General features: G+C 63.8%; 18 protein-coding genes. 3 read left to right on the top strand and 15 right to left on the bottom strand.

Translation table 11 applies throughout. The features are described from left to right. Positions 1–110 precede the first annotated feature (110 nt). The 6 genes from SB764_RS26680 to SB764_RS26655 form a co-directional block, all read right to left on the bottom strand. A complete protein-coding gene (locus SB764_RS26680) occupies positions 111–1,538 on the bottom strand; it encodes a gamma-aminobutyraldehyde dehydrogenase (RefSeq protein ID WP_110327331.1) in 1,428 nt (475 codons plus the stop codon). Positions 1,539–1,615: 77 nt separating this feature from the next. Beyond that, positions 1,616–2,425: an ABC transporter permease gene (locus SB764_RS26675; protein ID WP_065060969.1), complete on the bottom strand. Its 810-nt coding sequence runs from the start codon at positions 2,423–2,425 to the stop codon at positions 1,616–1,618. Next, the gene (locus SB764_RS26670) at positions 2,415–3,377 is read right to left on the bottom strand and encodes an ABC transporter permease (protein WP_065060970.1); all 963 of its coding nucleotides are present in this window, start codon (positions 3,375–3,377) and stop codon (positions 2,415–2,417) included. Before SB764_RS26670 ends, SB764_RS26675 begins: the two co-directional genes overlap by 11 nt. 2 nt (positions 3,378–3,379) lie before the next feature. After that, positions 3,380–4,405 carry an ABC transporter ATP-binding protein gene (locus SB764_RS26665; protein WP_410865580.1) on the bottom strand — a complete coding sequence of 342 codons (1,026 nt, stop codon included), beginning with the start codon at positions 4,403–4,405 and terminating at the stop codon, positions 3,380–3,382. A gap of 90 nt (positions 4,406–4,495) precedes the next feature. Beyond that, positions 4,496–5,656 carry an ABC transporter substrate-binding protein gene (locus SB764_RS26660; protein ID WP_234774685.1) on the bottom strand — a complete coding sequence of 387 codons (1,161 nt, stop codon included), beginning with the start codon at positions 5,654–5,656 and terminating at the stop codon, positions 4,496–4,498. Between the two features lie 399 nt (positions 5,657–6,055). Further along, positions 6,056–6,973, bottom strand: coding sequence for a LysR family transcriptional regulator (locus SB764_RS26655; RefSeq protein ID WP_065060972.1), 918 nt, complete (start codon positions 6,971–6,973; stop codon positions 6,056–6,058). A 140-nt stretch (positions 6,974–7,113) separates the two neighbouring features. On the opposite strand from SB764_RS26655, the gene SB764_RS26650 reads away from it, so the two are divergent. Next, positions 7,114–7,638, top strand: coding sequence for a GNAT family N-acetyltransferase (locus SB764_RS26650; RefSeq protein WP_410865578.1), 525 nt, complete (start codon positions 7,114–7,116; stop codon positions 7,636–7,638). 229 nt (positions 7,639–7,867) lie between these two features. After that, entirely contained in the window at positions 7,868–8,350 is a 483-nt protein-coding gene (locus SB764_RS26645; RefSeq protein ID WP_321870750.1) for a GNAT family N-acetyltransferase, read from the top strand. Positions 8,351–8,654: 304 nt separating this feature from the next. Here the strand turns inward: SB764_RS26645 and hutC are convergent, their stop codons facing one another. The 6 genes from hutC to SB764_RS26615 all read right to left on the bottom strand — a co-directional run bounded on the left by hutC (position 8,655) and on the right by SB764_RS26615 (position 14,313). After that, positions 8,655–9,389 (bottom strand): histidine utilization repressor, encoded by a 735-nt coding sequence (gene hutC, locus SB764_RS26640; RefSeq protein ID WP_231957601.1) that lies wholly within the window; start codon positions 9,387–9,389, stop codon positions 8,655–8,657. Positions 9,390–9,434: 45 nt separating this feature from the next. Further along, positions 9,435–11,045, bottom strand: a complete 1,611-nt coding sequence (hutH, locus tag SB764_RS26635; RefSeq protein WP_321906112.1) for a histidine ammonia-lyase — start codon at positions 11,043–11,045, stop codon at positions 9,435–9,437. Between the two features lie 19 nt (positions 11,046–11,064). Continuing rightward, positions 11,065–11,856: an ABC transporter ATP-binding protein gene (locus tag SB764_RS26630; RefSeq protein ID WP_065060977.1), complete on the bottom strand. Its 792-nt coding sequence runs from the start codon at positions 11,854–11,856 to the stop codon at positions 11,065–11,067. A gap of 25 nt (positions 11,857–11,881) precedes the next feature. After that, positions 11,882–12,628 (bottom strand): ABC transporter permease, encoded by a 747-nt coding sequence (locus SB764_RS26625; protein WP_065060978.1) that lies wholly within the window; start codon positions 12,626–12,628, stop codon positions 11,882–11,884. A gap of 18 nt (positions 12,629–12,646) precedes the next feature. Beyond that, a complete protein-coding gene (locus SB764_RS26620; RefSeq protein ID WP_065060979.1) occupies positions 12,647–13,369 on the bottom strand; it encodes an ABC transporter permease in 723 nt (240 codons plus the stop codon). Positions 13,370–13,464: 95 nt separating this feature from the next. Beyond that, complete coding sequence (locus SB764_RS26615) at positions 13,465–14,313, bottom strand: transporter substrate-binding domain-containing protein (RefSeq protein ID WP_065060980.1); 849 nt, start codon at positions 14,311–14,313, stop codon at positions 13,465–13,467. 540 nt (positions 14,314–14,853) lie between these two features. On the opposite strand from SB764_RS26615, the gene SB764_RS26610 reads away from it, so the two are divergent. Beyond that, entirely contained in the window at positions 14,854–15,357 is a 504-nt protein-coding gene (locus SB764_RS26610) for a hypothetical protein (RefSeq protein ID WP_065060981.1), read from the top strand. Positions 15,358–15,540: 183 nt separating this feature from the next. On the opposite strand, the gene SB764_RS26605 is transcribed toward SB764_RS26610, so the two are convergent. The 3 genes from SB764_RS26605 to SB764_RS26595 all read right to left on the bottom strand — a co-directional run bounded on the left by SB764_RS26605 (position 15,541) and on the right by SB764_RS26595 (position 16,769). Further along, positions 15,541–16,083, bottom strand: coding sequence for a hypothetical protein (locus SB764_RS26605; protein ID WP_234774686.1), 543 nt, complete (start codon positions 16,081–16,083; stop codon positions 15,541–15,543). Between the two features lie 262 nt (positions 16,084–16,345). Continuing rightward, positions 16,346–16,486, bottom strand: a complete 141-nt coding sequence (locus SB764_RS26600) for a hypothetical protein (protein WP_321870755.1) — start codon at positions 16,484–16,486, stop codon at positions 16,346–16,348. A gap of 49 nt (positions 16,487–16,535) precedes the next feature. Beyond that, positions 16,536–16,769, bottom strand: coding sequence for an RcnB family protein (locus SB764_RS26595; RefSeq protein WP_110330037.1), 234 nt, complete (start codon positions 16,767–16,769; stop codon positions 16,536–16,538). Positions 16,770–17,200: the final 431 nt, after the last annotated feature.

Below are 17,200 nucleotides of genomic sequence, written 5' to 3'. Positions count from 1 at the left end.
TATTGCGCGGCGACGACTTGCGCGTCGCCCGGTGCTGCGGACTGCTTTTTTATGGCGTGATCGTTCAGTCAGAGAGGCGAAACGCGGCCCGCCTTAGCGGGCCGTTTGCATCAGGGGAACTTCGCCATGATGTGGCGCGCGCACGTGTACTCTTCCAGCGCGAACACCGACATGTCCTTGCCGTAGCCCGAACGCTTCATGCCGCCGTGCGGCATTTCGCTCACGAGCGTGAAGTGCGTGTTGATCCACGTGCAGCCGTATTGCAGTTCCGCGGCCACCTTGAAGGCCTTGTTGACGTCGCGGGTCCAGACCGAACTCGCGAGGCCGAAGTCCGAATCGTTGGCCCAGTCGATCGCCTGCTCCGCGCCGTTGAAACGCGTGACCGACACCACCGGCCCGAACACTTCGCGGCGCACGATCTCGTCGTCCTGACGCGCGCCCGCCACCACGGTCGGCTCGTAGAAGAAGCCGCGGCCATCGGCGAGCTTGCCGCCCGTCGTGATCTCGATGTGCTTCTGGCTCGCCGCGCGCTCGACGAAACTCGCCACGCGTCCGCGCTGGCGCTCGGAAATCAGCGGTCCCATCTCCACGCCTTCGAGATGCTGCTCGCCGTAGCGGATCGAACTCACGGCGCTCGACAGATCGGCAACGAGGCGATCGTAGATTTTGTCTTCCGCGTAGACGCGGCACGCGGCCGTGCAGTCCTGTCCCGCGTTGTAGTAACCGAAGGTGCGCAGGCCGGCCACCACTTCGTCGAGATCGGCGTCGTCGAACACGATCACGGGCGCTTTGCCGCCCAGTTCCAGGTGCGTGCGCTTCACCGTGCGCGACGCCGCTTCGAGAATGCGCTGGCCCGTCGAGACATCACCGGTGATCGAAATCATGCGCACTTGCGGCTGCGTGATGAGCGGCGCGCCCACGGTGTCGCCGCGTCCCGTCACCACGTTGATGACGCCTGCCGGAAAAATCGCCGCGATCAGCTCGGCGAGCTTGAGCGTGGTAAGCGGCGTCTGCTCGGACGGCTTGAGCACGACCGTGTTGCCCGCCGCGACGGCGGGCGCGAGCTTCCACGCGGCCATCATCAGCGGATAGTTCCACGGTGCGATCGAGGCGATCACGCCCAGCGAATCGCGGCGGATCATGCTCGTGTGGCCCGCCAGATATTCGCCCGCGACCGGGCCGTGCTGCGTGCGGCACGCGCCCGCGAAGAAGCGGAACACGTCGGCGACCGCGGGGATTTCGTCGTTGAGCGCGCCGAGATACGGCTTGCCGCAATTGAGCGATTCGAGCCGCGCGAATTCGGTGGCACGCGACTCGATGGCGTCGGCGAGCTTGAGCAGCAGCGTGGCGCGATCCTTCGGCGTGCTGCGCGCCCACGCGGGCCACGCGCGGCTCGCGGCGGCCGTGGCCGCCTGCACCTGTTCGAGCGACGCCTCGGCCACGAGCGCGATCACTTCGCCCGTCGACGGATTGAAAATGTTTTCCTTGCTGCCGTGGCCCGGCACGAATTCACCGCCGATCAGCAGGTTCGTTTGCATCGATTTTTCCATTTGCTCTCTCTTCGTTGAGCCCACGCTCTTGAGTGTCGGTCTTGTCCGCGATGGCCGCGCGCTGTTCAGCGGCTGCTGCCTGCGGTGCTTTCGGTGTCGCGCGTGAGATACCACGCGCCCAGAATCGGAATCATCGTGATGGCCATCACCATCAGCGCAACCACGTTGGTCACGGGGACGTCGCGCGGCCGCGAAAGCTGGTTCAGCAGCCAGATCGGCAGCGTGCGCTCCTGCCCCGCCGTGAACGTCGTGACGATGATCTCGTCGAAGCTCAGCGCGAACGCGAGGATCGCGCCCGCCAGCAGCGCCGTGGCGATCTGCGGCAGCACGACGTAGCGGAAGGTCTGCCAGCCGTCCGCGCCCAGATCCATCGACGCTTCCACGAGGCTCGCGGGCATGCGCCGCATCCGCGCGACCACGTTGTTGTAGACCATCACCACGCAGAACGTGCCGTGCCCGACCGCGATGGTCCAGAAGCCCAGGTCGAGATTCGCGGTCTTGAACGCGGACAGCAGCGCGATGCCGGTGATGATGCCGGGCAGCGCGATCGGCAAAATCAGCGCGAACGTAATCGCTTCCTTGCCGAAGAAGTTGCGCCGGTACAGCGCGCCCGCCGCCGCCGTGCCGAGCAGCACAGCGAGCAGCGTCGCGAGCGCCGCCACTTTCACCGAGAGCCACGCGGCCGCGAGCATGTCGTCGCGCGCGAAGGCTTCGGTGAACCAGTGCAGCGTGAAGCCCTTGAGCGGGAAGCTGAACGCGCTGGTTTCGGTGTTGAACGCGTAGAGCGCGACCACGAGAATCGGCAGATGCAGGAACGCGAGGCCGCCCCAGGCGGCGCAGCGCAGCAGGCGCGAGGGTTGGGCGTCAGAGTGCATCGAAGGCTCCCAGGCGTTTGGCGACGGCGAGATACACGCCGATCAGCACCATCGGCACGACCGTGAAGGCGGCGGCCATCGGCACGTTGCCGATCGAGCCTTGCATCGTGTAGACCATGGTGCCGATAAACAGGCCGCTCGGTCCCACCAGTTGCGGAATGATGTAGTCGCCCAGCGTGAGCGAGAACGTGAAGATCGAGCCCGCCGCGATGCCGGGAAACGCGAGCGGCAGGATCACCGTGCGGAAGGTCTGACGCGGATGCGCGCCGAGGTCGGCGGACGCCTGCAGCAGATTGGCCGGAATGCGCTCGATGGCGGCCTGGATCGGCAGGATCATGAACGGCAGCCAGATATACGTGAAGACGAGGAAGCGGCCGATGTTCGAGGTCGACAGCGAGTCGCCGCCGATCACGGGCACGCGCAGCAACGCATCGAGCGCGGCGCGCAGATGCAGCATGTCGATGATCCAGTAGAGCACGCCGCCTTGCGCGAGAATCACGGTCCACGCGTAGACCTTGACGATGTAGCTGGCCCACATCGGCAGCATCACGGCCACGTAAAACAGGCCCTTTTTCCAGCCCCTCGCGTAGCGCGCCATGTAGTACGCGACCGGAAACGCGAGCAGCGCGCTCGCGATCGTCACGCAACAGGCCATGCCGGTCGTGCGCAGGACCACGTCGAGATTCGCGGGGTCGCGGATCAGCGCCACATAGTTCGCGAGCGTGAAGTCGGGGCTCACGGCCATCGTGAAGTCGTCGAAGCGCCAGACGCTTTGCAGCAGCAGCGCGAACAGCGAGCCCAGATAAACCACGCCGAACCACAGCAGCGGCGGCAGCAGCAACAGCAACAAGTACAGATTCGCGTGGCGATGCAGGAAGCCGCTCGCGCGGCGTACCAGGCCGTCGCGTGGCGGGACGGCGCGCGGGACCGCGGCGTTCGAAGTCGTGGTCATGCTCACCCCCGCAGCTCCAGCGTCACCATCGCGCGGCGCGCCCAGGCGAGCGTGACGGCGTCGCCGACCGCGGGCAGCGTCGTCGTCGCATCGTCCTGATTCGCGATCGTCACGGCGAGGCGCTGGCCCGCATCCGAACGCACCTCGAAGCGGCTCGTCGCGCCGTAGTACTGGATGTCGATCAGCGTGCCGGGCAACTGCACGTCGTCGGCGTTTGCGGGCGATGCGCCGCCGAAACGAATGTGCTCGGGGCGAATCGCAAACGGCTGGGCCGCGCCGAGGCGTTGCAGCGAGGCCGCGTCGGCGATCACGTTCGAGGTGCCCACGAAATCCGCGACGAACGGCGTGGCCGGACGCGTGTAGAGATTGCGGGGCGTATCCACCTGCTCGATGCGGCCTTTGTTGAACACGGCCACGCGATCCGACATCGACAGCGCCTCGCCCTGATCGTGCGTGACGTAGATGAAGGTCACGCCGAGCTTGCGCTGCAAGCTCTTGAGTTCGATCTGCATCTGCTCGCGCAGCTTGAGATCGAGCGCGCCGAGCGGCTCGTCGAGCAACAGAATGCGCGGACGCCGCACCAGCGCGCGCGCCAACGCCACGCGCTGCCGCTGGCCGCCCGACAACTGGCCGGGTCGGCGCGCGCCATAGCCGCCGAGCGCGACGAGTTCGAGTGCCTCTTCCGCCTGACGATGACGCGTGCGTTTATCGACGCCGCTCACCAGCAGTCCATAGGCCACGTTGTCGCGAATATTCATGTGCGGGAACAGCGCGTAGTCCTGGAACACGGTGTTCACGTCGCGCTGATACGGCGGCAGGCCGGTCGCCTCGCGACCATGCAGGACGACGCGGCCCGCGCTCGGCTGCTCGAAGCCCGCGATCAGACGCAGACAGGTCGTCTTGCCCGACCCCGACGGTCCGAGCATCGAGAAGAATTCGCCGTCGTGGACGACGAGCGAAACGTCATCCACGGCGCGCACGCCGTCGTAGTGACGCGAAACCCTGGAGAATTCGACTGCGCTATTCATGATGTTTCCTGCCGGTTGCGGCTGCATTCTTCTGCTTTCGATGCCGTGATGCGAAGCGATCCGGGCGCGGCTGAAGACGCGCCCGTGGCTCTATCGACCACCCATGATCGAGATGAAATCCTGGGTCCATCGGCTGTACGGCACGCACTTGCCCTGCGAACCGCAATTGGCGACCGGCGTCTTCCAGAAGTGAATCTGATCGAAGCGGTCATAGCCGTTTGCCGCGCAGAAGTTCGAACCGCCCACCGCCGCCTGCTGGCAACCGCCCTGGATCACCGGATTCGAGCCGAACCATTCGGCCAGATCGGCCTGCAATTTGCGGTTCAGCGACCAGTTCATCCACTTGTAGGCGCAGACCGGATGCGGCGCGTCCGCGTGCATCATCGTGGTGTCGGCCCAACCCGTCGCGCCTTCCTGCGGAATCGTCGCGGCGATCGGGAATTTCTCGGCTTGCAGCGAGTTCACCGCATAACCCCATGCGCTCGACACGGCCACGCCTTCGTTCTTGAAGTCGTTCATCTGCACCGTGACGTCGTGCCAGTAACGATGCACCAGCGGCTTTTGCGCGCGCAGCACCTTGAGCACTTCGGCGTATTGCGCTTCGTTCAGCTCGTACGGGTCCTTGATGCCGAGCGCGGGATTCTTGTGCATCAGATAGACAGCGGCGTCGGCCACATAGATCGCGCCGTTATAGGCCTGCACGCGGCCCTTGTTGCTCTTGCCGTCCGGCAGCGTCTGCTGCTCGAAGACGACCGACCACGAAGTGGGCGCCTTCGGGAAAATCTTCGTGTTGTACGCGAGGAAATTCGCGCCCCACTGATACGGCACGCCGTAATGGACGCCGTTGACCGTGTGCCACGGCGCGTTCTGCAGCCGCGGCTCGATCGTGTTCCAGGCGGGAATCAGCGCCGTGTTGATCGGCTGCACCTTCTTGCCGTAGACGAGCCGCAGGCTCGCATCGCCCGATGCGGTGACGAGGTCGTAGCCACCCTGGTTCATCAGCGAGACCATTTCGTCGGAGGTCGCGGCCGTCTTCACGTTCACCTTGCAGCCCGACTCCTTCTCGAAGCCGGTGACCCAATCGTATTTCTTGTCGGTGTCGCCACGCTCGATGTAACCCGGCCACGCGATGATGTTGACCTGGCCTTCCGGCTTGCCCAGTTGCGTGAGCGGGCCGGCCGCGCTGGCCAGCCCCGTGTTGACGAGCGCGGCAAGGGCGATGGCGGCAGCCATGTAAGGGGTGTGCGACATGCTCCGATTCCTCGTGGTTGTGGCCCGGGCGGCGTACCGGAAAGCCCTGTGGGCAAGGGGTTTGAGGCAATGCGACGATGGACGGACCTATTCTAGGAGCCGGTACTTTTTGACCGATAGGCCGAAACCCAGATACGAGCTATCGGTAATGCCGAACGTTATCGCCGCAAAAGTCGACGAAAACCTGCTCGAACGCGGCGGAGCAATCGGTTGGGAATCGAGGCGCGACCGCATGACACGGAGCTTTCAGGCGCAGCGCAGCGCCGTGGATTCGCCGCCGGGCGGGCCTTCACGGATGCGGCGCTGCCGCGGACAGACTCCGTGAAAACCCGAACGAGAGTGCGTAAAAATCGCGCTAATTTCGGTGAAATCGAACGATCAGATGAAGATATCGATAATTCAGATCGACGATTTGCTGTGCGTGCGCGAATACTCGCGGGCCACGACGAGGAAGTGCTGCACCATCTCCGGCAGCGTGAGGCTGCGCCGCCAGGCGATGCCGATATCGACGGTCGGCATCTCGCCGAGAATCTTGCGCACCTCCAGCCGGTCGCCGTCGAGCGACCACGGGCGGTACAGCACATCGGGAAGAATCGACAGGCCCGCGCCGGTGGCCACCAGACTGCGCACCGCTTCCACCGACGCCGTGCGCATCACCGTATTCGGCCGCAGCCCCGCCGCGCGCCAGAACGCGGTGGTGTTGTCTTCCAGCTCGTCCACTTTCAGCATGATCATGCCTTCGTTGGCGATCTCCTGAAGCGAGATGCTGCCGAGCCCGCGCAGCGCGTGATTGGCCGGCAGCCACAAACGCCACGCGGCTTTGATCAACGATTCGGTTTCGATGGCCTGACTGTTCTGCACGTTCGAGACGATCAGCACGGCGACATCCAGCTCGCCGTTGACGAGCAGATGCTCGATGTAATCGCGCTGGTCTTCGACCACCTGCACTTCGACTTTGGGAAAGACGCGCTTGTAGTGGTCCAGCAGATAAGGCAGAAAGTAGCCCGTCATCAGACTCGTGACGCCGACGTTCAAGCGGCCCGTCTTGGTGTCCGGGCGCGCGGAGAGCGCTTGCTGGGCGTTGCGGACGGCGGCGAGGATCTGATGCGCGTGACGCAGGAACTGGTGGCCCGCGTGCGTGAGCACCATGCCGCGCGCGTGACGCACGAAGAGCTGCGCGCCGAGTTCGCTTTCGAGGCCTTTGATGGCTTCGGTGATGACCGACTGCGAGATGTTGAGTGTCTGCGTGGCGCCCGTCACGGATTCGGCTTCCGCCACCGCGATGAAGTAACGCACGCTTTTGACGGAGAGGCTCATGGGGGTGGTGCGGGATTTTGGGATTGGGGGAGTATATATCGCGGGGTGGGGGGGATTGAGGCGGGCTGGGGGCGCGGCAATCGACATCGATATGGAGATCGCCGACAATCCAACACACATCCGCAGACCATGAGGAAAGCATGTCGCTACGCGCGGACGATATCCATATCGAATCGCCTCGGCTTTCAATTCGACCGTTCGCCGCCAGCGACGCTCAGGACGCGTTTGGCTGCATGACGCCTTCACTGACGCGTTTCATGTCATGGGAACCACCCGCCGACCGAGCCGTATTCGATCAAATCTGGCAGGGGTGGATTTCGACGATCGTTGAAGGGACGGATTTCACATTCACCGTCCGTCAACGGGACAGCGGCAGTTTCATGGGCTTGGCGGGTCTTCACTATGTTCGGCATCCAAGCGCGGAATTAGGTATCTGGATTCGGGAAGATTTTCACGCGCGAGGTTTCGGCCGCGAGGCGGTGGGCGCGGTGGCGAAATGGGCTAGCACCGCGCGCGGTATAGAGAGCTTTACGTACCCAGTCGCCGAGGAGAATTATCCGAGCCGACGCATCGCCGAAGCGCTCGGCGGGGTTATCGCAGATCGCAAAGCGACGCCCAAATATCTGTCCGTTATCTATCGGATACCTGCTCAAGCGGCGCGGTGAGTCGCGAGGGACGTATGCCGGACGATGGAAAAAGGCGTACACGATGGCTGATACGGCGTGCCGGATCCTGCTTTTTGAGGACGATGCTCGCAACAGGCTACTGGTTGACCTGGAGGATGTCGTGGCTTGTGGGTCAGAACCGGTCACCGTACGAGCTGACAGGAATTGGCGACGAATTTGATTCGATGTATGTTTTCAGAATGTCCCTTTATCGCCTGAATCCACCAACATGCTGCCGTCGGTTGACGAACTCCTCGCGCTTGACTCGCTGACGTTACGTGCCCACACAGAACAGGCGGGCGATGCCTTCGACATCGACGAGCACCGGTCGAAACTGCAAAAGGCTGTGGAGGTCAACGAAGTATGCTCAGTGCGACGGGAAGGCAGGCTCGTTGCCTATGCGATGCTCCGACCGGACGCAGGAGAGTGCTGGTTCGTTGGCGCATTTGGCACGCACCCTTCGCACCGAACGTACGGCGTTATGACCGAGCTACTCGCAAAGATAGCCGCCCTTGCGAACGAACGAGGAATCGGTGAGTTCAGAAGCCACGTCTACAAAACCAACCGATTGTCTATCGCTTTCCATCGCAAGCTTGGATTCCGTGTAACGCGAGAGAATGACAGGGGCTTCGAGTTCGTCATTGGAGTGGATGAATTGGCCTCGAAACCCGCTGCTCGACGTGCTTCTGCAGTGGCGTCCCGCACGGAGTAGCTCGGCACACGAGACGCACCGGAGAGCCCGAGCATCCGCTTAGCGGAGGATGATTGACCGCTCAGGGTCGCACTCAGACTCCGCCCTCATCTTGCCCCGCACCCGCACCATGCAATACGCGTGAGCGGCACCCGACCACGAAAGGTCGTTCGACAGCGGGCGTAAAACTGTTGGCATCGCAAACCGCCGAATATCACCATTGTCGCGCAGTGAGAAATGGGCCGGCGACGGCAATACTGGAGCGCTAGCCCGCCCCCGACTCATAAGGTCAAACTCCCCCGCCCGATCACGCCATCCAATCCACTCAAACCGCGCCCGCCAGATGAAAGCGCGACGCCGGATGCCAGAGTTGCACCGCGGTCGCCACATCGTCTCCGACCCAGGTGCGCCGCCATAGCATCAGGCAAGGCTCGCCGATATCCATCGCGAGATGGCGGCGAATCTGCGCATCGGGCTTGCGCGCGTAAATGCGGAATTCCGCGCGCTGGATCGGCGCGACCCGCACCATGTAAACGTTCGGCGTTTCCAGCGTGAAGTCCTGCTCCAGATAGTGCGGAAACACGCGCGGATTCACATAGCGATCCTCGAACTGGATCGGTTCATCGTCCTCCATATGGATGATGGCGGAATGAAAAACCGGACCGCTGTCCAATTCGAGTTCGTCAATCGCCGTAGGCCAGCCGCTCGCTTCGAGCGCGATCACGCGCGCCGCGTGTCGATGACCGCGCGAAGCGATTTCATCCGCGATATTGCGGATATCGAGCACCGTCGATTCGTAATCGCGCGGCGCGACGAATGTGCCCGATCCCTGCACGCGCGTGAGCACGCGCTCCGCGGTCAGTTCGCGCAACGCGCGCGAGACCGTCATGCGCGCCACCCCGAACTCCTTCACGAACTCGGTTTCCGAGGGTATTGCATCGCCGGGTTTCCAGGTGCCGTCGGCGATATGCCCCATCACGTAACGCTTGATCTGCTCGTAGGGCGGCGCGACCTTGCGCGGCGCGGACAGCGAGCGCCGCATCGCGCTGTCGGCCTGCATCGGAGCATTCATGTCCGTCATGTTCTCGTTGCGCCTTGAATGGCTTTAGCTGCCGACCACGCCCGGCATCGCATCGTTGGCCGACGCTGCACCCGCACCCGCCACGGACTCCACCGGCGCGGGCGTACAGCGCTCGAGCGTCGAAGGGAAATCGCACGGATCGGGCAGCGGCGGCGGCCCGCCGTCGGCGATCAGGTGGAAGGCCAGCGTCATGTCCTCCGCGAGCGGGCGATCGTCGCAATAGGTCGGCAGGACGGCGCGCACCTGCGTATAGAGCGCTTCCGTGTATGGCGCGCGCGACGCCGCGAGCGGCTGGAGATCGTAGGCCTGCGCCGCCGCCAGCAGTTCGATGCCGACAATGCGACTGCTGTTTTCGATGACGGCGAGCGCCTTGAGCGCGGCGGGCGTCGCGTGGCACAGGTGATCTTCCTGCAAGCCGGACGTCACCCCGCCGTCGAGACTTGCCGGAGCGGCTTCGCGACGGTTCTGCGCGACCAGCGCCGCCGCCGTGTACTGCGCGATCATGAAGCCCGAACGCGTGCCGCTCGCTTGTGCGAGGAATGCGGGCAGTCCGCTCACAAGGGGATTCACGAGGCGGTCCAGTCGTCGCTCCGCCATCGCCGCGACCTGCGCGACGGCCGCGGCGAGACTGTCCATCGCCAGCGCGATCGATGCGCCCACCGCGTGCGCCTGCGAATACACGCGCGGCTCGTCGAGCGTCCCGGCGACAATCGGGTTGTCGGTCGTCGAGGCGAGTTCGCGATTCACCACTTCCGCCGTCGCGGCCAGCACGTCGCGCGCCGCGCCGTGCACGTGCGGAATCGTCCGCATGCTCAGCGGGTCCTGAGTGCGCCGGCCGAGCGCCGCTGCCAGCAGGCCGCTGCCCGCCAGCGCCGCGCGCATACGCGCGCCGACTCGCGCGAGCCCCGGCGAAACGCGAAACGCCAGCGAGCCCGCGTCGAACGCCGCCATCTGGCCGCCGAGATTTTCGAAGCTCATCGCGGCGACGGCATCGGCCCAATCGAGCAGCCAATGCGCGCGCTGGAGCGCGAGCGCCGCGAGCCCCGTCACGCACGGCGTGCCGTTCACGAGGCTCAAGCCTTCCTTTGCTTGCAGCGATAGCGGTTCGAGCCCGAGTCGCCGCAACGCGTCTGCGCCGCTCATGCGTTCGCCGCGCCAGCGCGCGTGCCCCGCGCCCACGCACACGAGCGCGATGTGCGCCATGTGGCTCAGGTAACCGACCGAACCGAGCGCGGGCACTTCGGGCAGGCAATCGGCCTCGAGCAGCGCCACGAGCCGTTCGACGAGTTCGACGCGCACACCCGAATGACCATGCGCGAAATTGTTGATGGCGGCGGCCATGATCGCGCGCGTTTCCTGCGCGCCCAGCGGCTCGCCCACGCCCACCGCGTGGCTCATCAGAATGTTGTGCGAGAGCGCATGCTGCTCGGCCGGCGACACCACCACGTCGCACAGTGCGCCGACGCCCGTGTTCACGCCGTACGCGCGGATATTGCGGGCAATGATCTGCTCGACGAGCGCACGCGCGGCGCCGATGCGTTCGCGCGCGTCGGGCGCCAGTTCGAGCGGCGCGCCCGCGGCGACGGCGCAGATTTCGCGCCAGTCCAGCGGGCGCGTGGAACGGATGACTGACATGATGAACTCGCGCTGGAAATCAGTGAGCGTTGCGGTCCTGGTGGCTCGACACGAACTGGCGGAAGCGTTCCGACTTGTGTTCGCCGAATACCTCGTCGGGCGTGCCGTCCGAATCGACCTGGCCTTGATGCAGAAACATCACGCGATTCGACACATGTTTCGCGAACCCCATTTCATGCGTGACGACCAGCATCGTGCGGCCTTCGTCGGCGAGCGCGCGCATCACGCGCAGCACTTCGCCCACGAGTTCGGGATCGAGCGCCGAGGTCGGCTCGTCGAACAACATGACCTTCGGATGCATCGCAAGGGCGCGCGCGATGGCCACGCGCTGCTGCTGGCCGCCGGACAGATGCGCGGGATAGTGCGCGCGCTTGTCGGCGAGACCGACCTTGGCGAGCAGCGCTTCGGCTTCCTCGACCGATTCCGCGCGCGTGCGCTTGAGCACGCGCATCGGCCCTTCGATGAGGTTGTCGAGCACGGTCATATGCGACCAGAGATTGAAGTTCTGAAACACCATGCCCAGTTGCGAGCGCACGCGGTCCACCTGGCGGCGGTCCTCCGGTTGCAGTTTTCCGTCGCGGCGGCGCTTCATTTTCAGCGCTTCGCCGCCGAGCGATACGGAACCGTCATCGGGCATTTCGAGCAGATTCAGGCAACGCAGAAAGGTGCTCTTGCCCGAGCCGCTCGCGCCGAGAATCGAAATCACATCGCCTTCGTGAGCATCGAGCGAAATACCTTTGAGGACGTGATGGTCGCCGAACGACTTGTGAATGTTCTTCACGGACAGGGCGACCGGTGCGGATGCGTTCATACGTTTCTCCGGGGAGATGCGCGGCTCACGAAGCGGCGCGGCGGGTTTCGAGTTGCGTGGCAGCACGGCGCGCTGACACGGGCGCGGCGCGCAGATGGCGCGACAGGCGACGCTCCAGCAGCCCGATCAGGCGAACCACGAGGAAATTCAGGCACAGATAAATCAGCGCGGCGCAGGCGAACACTTCGGTGGTCCGATAGGTTTGCTGAATGATTTGCTGCGCAACGCCGGTGACTTCCCACACGGTGACGAGGCTCGCGAGCGCCGTCGACTTCACGAGCAGCACGGCCTCGGTCGAATACGCAGGCAGGCACTGACGCAGCGCGATCGGGCCGATGACGCGGCGCAGCAGCGAGAAGCCCGAAAGGCCGATGGCATAGCCCGCCTCGATCTGTCCGACCGGCACCGCCATCAAGCCGCCGCGAATAATTTCGGCGGTATAGCCCGCCGTGCAGAGCGCGAGCGAAAGCACGGCGCACACATACGGCTCGCGCAGCACGGGCCACAGAAAACTCTCGCGAATCACGCCGAACTGGCCGAGACCGTAATAGACGAGAAACATCTGGATCAGCAGCGGCGAGCCGCGAAACACGAGGATGTACGCGCGCGCAAAGCGATTGGGCAGCCAGTGCGGCGAGACGCGCATCGTGACGACCACGAGCGACAGCAGCCCGCCGATCACGAGCGAGGCGAAGAACAGACCCAGCGTGACCGGCACCGCCGCGATCAGCTGACGCGTGGTGTCGAGAAGAAAGTCGAAGTCGATTTGCATGATGGGGCCGCTCTGGCGTCAGTTGCGCGCGAAGTTGCGTTTGAAGGAGCGGCCGACGATCGCTTCCGCCCGGCCGAACACGCGGTTCGATACCCCCGTCATCGCGAGATACAGCGCGCCGCCCACGACGAAGAACAGGAAGTACTGATGCGTCGATCCCGCCGCCACCTGGCTCGCGCGCAGCAATTCGACGAGACCGGTGACCGAAATCAGCGCGGAGTCTTTCAGGCTCAGTTGCCAGACGTTTCCGATACCGGGCAATGCGAAACGCAGCACCTGGGGAATCAGGATGCGGCGCGCCATCGTGAGCGTGGGCATGCCGATCGCGCGCGCGGCTTCGAGCTCTCCGCGCGACACCGCCTGCACGGCGGCGCGATAGACCTCGGCCTGATACGCGCCGGAAATCATGCCGACGGCGAATGCGCCGATCACGAACGGCGGCACGCCGATAAAGCCGTCCGCGCCGAACCACTGCCCGATCGAGGACACCAGCGACGAGCCGCCGAAATAAAACAGATAGATGACGAGCAGTTCCGGCACGCCGCGAAACACCGTCGTGTAGAAGTCACCGATCACGCGCGCCGTGCGAAAGCGCGAGAGCTTGGCGGCCGCCACCATCGCACCGAACACCGCGCCGATCGCGAGCGCTGCGATCGTCAACACCACCGTCATGAGCGCGCCGAGCAGGAGCACGCCGCCCCAGCCTTCGGTCCCGAAACCGAGCATTTGGAAAAGAGCCATCACGCCACCTCAAGCAAGCCTGCGAAACCCACCGCGCGACAGCCGCCGCTCGCTCCGGAGCCGGCGGCCGCGCGCGCTCACGCGACGCGCGCCAATCAGGGCGTCACGTCGGTCTTGAACCACTTCTCCGAGAGCTTCTTCACGGTGCCGTCGGCAATCGCCGCCGTGATCGCCGCGTCGAACTTCGCCTTCAGGTCCGCGTCCTGCTTGCGAAACGCGAGGCCCTCGCCGGGTCCCCAGATCGGGCCGCCGATCTTCGGGCCGGCCGCGACGGTGGGCACCGCCTCTTTCTTGTCGGCGTTCGCGGCGTAGTAAGTCACGTCGTCGAAGGAGGCATCGATACGGCCGTTGGACAGGTCGAGATCGCGTTCCGGCGAGGTCTTGTAGACGCGGATCGAAGCAACGTCCTTGAAGTTCTCGTTGATGAAGCGCGTGTACACCGTGCCCGACTGGATGCCGATGGTCTTGCCCTTGAGCGCGGTGCGCAGCGCCTGCACGGCGGGCGCGTTCGATTTCGCGTCGGTGTCGAGCTTGAGCGCCGCCGCGGTCGGGCCCGCCTTCGGCAGGATCTTCGTGTCGGTCACGGCGAAGGTCGCCGGCGTGGACGCATACGGCTTCGAGAACGCGATGATCTTCTCGCGCTCGGGCGTGATCGAAATCGCATCCATCAGGACGTCGAACTTTCCGGCCTGGAGGCCCGGAATCATGCCGTCCCAGTCCTGCGCCACGAGATTGCACTTGAGCTGCGCGCGTGCGCACAGATTCGCGGCGAGTTCGGGCTCGAAGCCGCCAAGCTTGCCGCCCGGCAGCGTCATGTTCCATGGCGCGTAGCCGCCTTCAAGCGCGATCGTCACATCCTTCGCCTGCGCGGCGCCGCCGAACAGGGCCGTGCCGATGGCCGCCCCGATCATTCCCTTGGCCAACTTGCTGTACTTCGACTGCATCTCGATGCTCCTTTGATTGGCGAAACAGCGGAACGGCTCGTGAGGCGATGACGCCTCGCGTGTTGTCTAGACAAGATGCGGGAACAAAATAATTGAAGCAAGCGGAATTCTCAGAAATTCACCCGCTCCAGGGTATGCCCTGGACATTGGGCCCGCTTCAGACAGCAGGAAGCGCGTATTCGTCGGACGCATGCCCCAGAATCGTGCGGGTCGACAGCAAATAGAAAGCGTCCGTGCGGCGCATGCACACAGTTGACTAGACGAGATCGCGCGAGCGAGATGGCTTGCGGTGCGGAGGCTGCTGCACGACGCCGCCGGGGCCAACAGACGCGCGTTGAATCGGGCACTTGATAGATTACAAAAAATACAGCCAGAATGATGCCGCGACGAGTGATGGCGATCCGTATGTATGTATCTGCATACATCCCTACCCAATGACACTCCCGAGGATTTCGAACATTGCCGAAAAACCGCATTCCCCTTCGAAACGCCGGCCAGAAAAATCACCCAGAACCTGCCTCCAACCCTCGGGAGCCGCAAATGAAGTCTCTTTGGCGCTTTTTTACGCTGATCCATGGGCTGATGGCGGCTCTCTTCACATGTGCCGCGCTGATGTTGATTGCGATTGCCGCACACACCGGATGGACAGCGTTCACACACCAGTGGGACCAGACAGCCGCGCTATCGATCATCGAAGCGCTGGGACTGCTGGCCGGCGCCGTTGTGGCAATCCAGATTGCCGAGACGATCGTCGAAGAAGAGGTCATCCGGGAAGCGGACGTTAGCGGACCGACTCGCGTACGACGTTTCATGTCCCGGTTTCTTGTCGTTGTGGTCGTCGCGCTTGCCATCGAGGGACTCGTGGCGACATTCAAGGCGCTACATCAGGATCCCTCGCAGCTCTGGTTTGCGGCGGCGCTGATCGCGTCCACTGCCTTGCTGCTTGCGGCCTGGGGGGTGTTCGTCCACCTGAATCGGTCGGCGGAAGAACTGGAACCGGAAGCCATGGAGAAAGCAAAACGCGAAGACGCGAAGATCCAATAGACCCGCACTCAACGCACTTCTCCGGCACAAAAAACGCCGCGCGGTTTTTAGCGCTGCCGTGCCAATACCGGAGCGTGCAGATAAAAAAACAGCCGGCAATTGGCCGGCTGAAATGTCGTAGCGATGCACTTCGCTACGACATTTGCGATCTGCGATCCGGGGTTATCGGAATCGCCCTTAAAGTCACGACTTTTTCTTGTCCTTTTCCTGATGCGCCGGCGCCTTGGCAGGTGCATGTTGCGCCGTCACCTGCGCATGTGCGGCCACGGCATTACCACCACGTTGCTGGCCGCCGGGTTGAGCGCCGGTGTGCGCGGCTCCAGCCGCCATATGCGGATTGCCCGTCGCATGATCCGGCAGATGACCTTCGTGATGCGCCATCACGTTATGCAGTTCATCTCGTCGATGGAAAACGTCTGCGCGATGATCGCCATGTGCATAGAATTGGCGATGGCGTCTGCCATCCGGACCGATAATCCAGATGTAGGTCGAACCGCCGATGAAAACCACATCGCTATCGGCAACGACCGCGATCGACGCGTCATAAGGCATGGGGGCGTAGTAGTCTTCGACCACGACGGGCGCAGGCGGCGGCGGAGCGAGCACGCTCTGAATCGCCGCGCCCACGTTGGGATCGACGACGAGTTGCCCCTGAGGGTTAGTCACACAGCCTGCAAGCAGCGAAAAAACGGCAAAAGCCGCGCAGCGCGTGGTTGTTATTTTCATGGTCATTCCTCGATGCGGTCATTTTTTGTTTTCGATTCTGTATCAACGACCCCCGCATCGATTTCTTAAGAACTTATTGATAAGTCTATATTTCTGATCGTTACAGCTCCGCCACGCACAAAGCGTTCGCGGCGCGCGTTCGTGGAAGCCTTGCAATTGCCCCGTTCATTCGCGATCGAAGCCGCGGACATTCAACGTTCAAAGGCTCGATATGGCGGATGCCGATGCCCGCATCCACCCGCGCGTGTTCGAAGGCGAAAGATCAATCGATCACAAAGCTCACCAGAGCCTTGCACCAGTATTCAGACACGTCGTGCGATTGCGCGATCATTGCGCCGTCGCGAAACACGCGACACAGCGGCACATCCGTGCGGATGTCGACGTCATCGCCCATATCCGTCATGAAGGGATCGCCAGCGCGCCGCACTCACGCGGCGCGTGGCGTCGATGCGTTAGCGCGGCGAAGCGAGCACGCTCGCGATCACGCCGGTCGCCACCGCGGCCAGCACGTAGTCGCCGTTCACGCCGACCCAGTGATAGCCGCGCGGCGGCGCGGAGAGTCCGTGGCCGCGCCAGTCGTCGACGACATAGTTGCGATCGCGGTATTCCGGCGGAATGCGGTCGCCTTTGTGCCAGTCGTTATGCGGCACCGGACCGCCCGGACGGGAAATCGACGCGTCATGCATCGGCGCACCATGCCCCGGGTTGCCGTGAGGTGCGCCATGCGGCGCGCCGTGGCTCGCGCCCGGATGACCCTGACCATCGGGTCCACCGTCCTGATGCGGTTGAGCGTACACAACGGCCGACACACCGAACAACGAGCAAATAAGTGCACTCGCAACAGCTTTGCGATACATAAAGATTCCTCCCTGGGTTATGACTGAGTCATGCTCGCGTCCCGGCTGGATGTTCGCTACACGCCGCCGGTCGCAGCAAAAGGTTAGCAGAGGCAGCTAGCCCCCGCAGAAAAGCACACACTCGCCTGTCGGCAAGCACGCCACGTTCCGCGGCCGACGCCCATGCCAGTCGTTTTGCCGCAAGCCGTCGCCGGTACGATCGTGTGCGCGTTTGCGGCACACAATCCAGCCAATATTGGCCGGACAAGGCGCAATTCAAA

Origin of the sequence: Paraburkholderia sp. SIMBA_027 (genome assembly GCF_046535315.1) — a bacterium.
Lineage (GTDB): Bacteria > Pseudomonadota > Gammaproteobacteria > Burkholderiales > Burkholderiaceae > Paraburkholderia > Paraburkholderia tropica.
The sequence above is the reverse complement of the archived record's forward strand: the minus strand, read 5'-3'. Positions and strand labels throughout refer to the sequence as shown.

What these genes read in the sequence shown, in the direction of transcription:
- SB764_RS26670 (WP_065060970.1), bottom strand. Translation starts at nt 3,377, where the DNA reads ATGACCACGACTTCGAACGCCGCGGTCCCGCGCGCCGTCCCGCCACGC.
- SB764_RS26645 (WP_321870750.1), top strand. Translation starts at nt 7,868, where the DNA reads ATGCTGCCGTCGGTTGACGAACTCCTCGCGCTTGACTCGCTGACGTTA.
- hutH (WP_321906112.1), bottom strand. Translation starts at nt 11,045, where the DNA reads ATGTCAGTCATCCGTTCCACGCGCCCGCTGGACTGGCGCGAAATCTGC.
- SB764_RS26660 (WP_234774685.1), bottom strand. Translation starts at nt 5,656, where the DNA reads ATGTCGCACACCCCTTACATGGCTGCCGCCATCGCCCTTGCCGCGCTC.
- SB764_RS26675 (WP_065060969.1), bottom strand. Translation starts at nt 2,425, where the DNA reads ATGCACTCTGACGCCCAACCCTCGCGCCTGCTGCGCTGCGCCGCCTGG.
- SB764_RS26650 (WP_410865578.1), top strand. Translation starts at nt 7,114, where the DNA reads ATGTCGCTACGCGCGGACGATATCCATATCGAATCGCCTCGGCTTTCA.
- hutC (WP_231957601.1), bottom strand. Translation starts at nt 9,389, where the DNA reads ATGCAGGCCGACAGCGCGATGCGGCGCTCGCTGTCCGCGCCGCGCAAG.
- SB764_RS26610 (WP_065060981.1), top strand. Translation starts at nt 14,854, where the DNA reads ATGAAGTCTCTTTGGCGCTTTTTTACGCTGATCCATGGGCTGATGGCG.
- SB764_RS26605 (WP_234774686.1), bottom strand. Translation starts at nt 16,083, where the DNA reads ATGAAAATAACAACCACGCGCTGCGCGGCTTTTGCCGTTTTTTCGCTG.
- SB764_RS26625 (WP_065060978.1), bottom strand. Translation starts at nt 12,628, where the DNA reads ATGCAAATCGACTTCGACTTTCTTCTCGACACCACGCGTCAGCTGATC.
- SB764_RS26655 (WP_065060972.1), bottom strand. Translation starts at nt 6,973, where the DNA reads ATGAGCCTCTCCGTCAAAAGCGTGCGTTACTTCATCGCGGTGGCGGAA.
- SB764_RS26620 (WP_065060979.1), bottom strand. Translation starts at nt 13,369, where the DNA reads ATGGCTCTTTTCCAAATGCTCGGTTTCGGGACCGAAGGCTGGGGCGGC.
- SB764_RS26680 (WP_110327331.1), bottom strand. Translation starts at nt 1,538, where the DNA reads ATGCAAACGAACCTGCTGATCGGCGGTGAATTCGTGCCGGGCCACGGC.
- SB764_RS26615 (WP_065060980.1), bottom strand. Translation starts at nt 14,313, where the DNA reads ATGCAGTCGAAGTACAGCAAGTTGGCCAAGGGAATGATCGGGGCGGCC.
- SB764_RS26665 (WP_410865580.1), bottom strand. Translation starts at nt 4,405, where the DNA reads ATGAATAGCGCAGTCGAATTCTCCAGGGTTTCGCGTCACTACGACGGC.
- SB764_RS26600 (WP_321870755.1), bottom strand. Translation starts at nt 16,486, where the DNA reads ATGACGGATATGGGCGATGACGTCGACATCCGCACGGATGTGCCGCTG.
- SB764_RS26630 (WP_065060977.1), bottom strand. Translation starts at nt 11,856, where the DNA reads ATGAACGCATCCGCACCGGTCGCCCTGTCCGTGAAGAACATTCACAAG.
- SB764_RS26595 (WP_110330037.1), bottom strand. Translation starts at nt 16,769, where the DNA reads ATGCATGACGCGTCGATTTCCCGTCCGGGCGGTCCGGTGCCGCATAAC.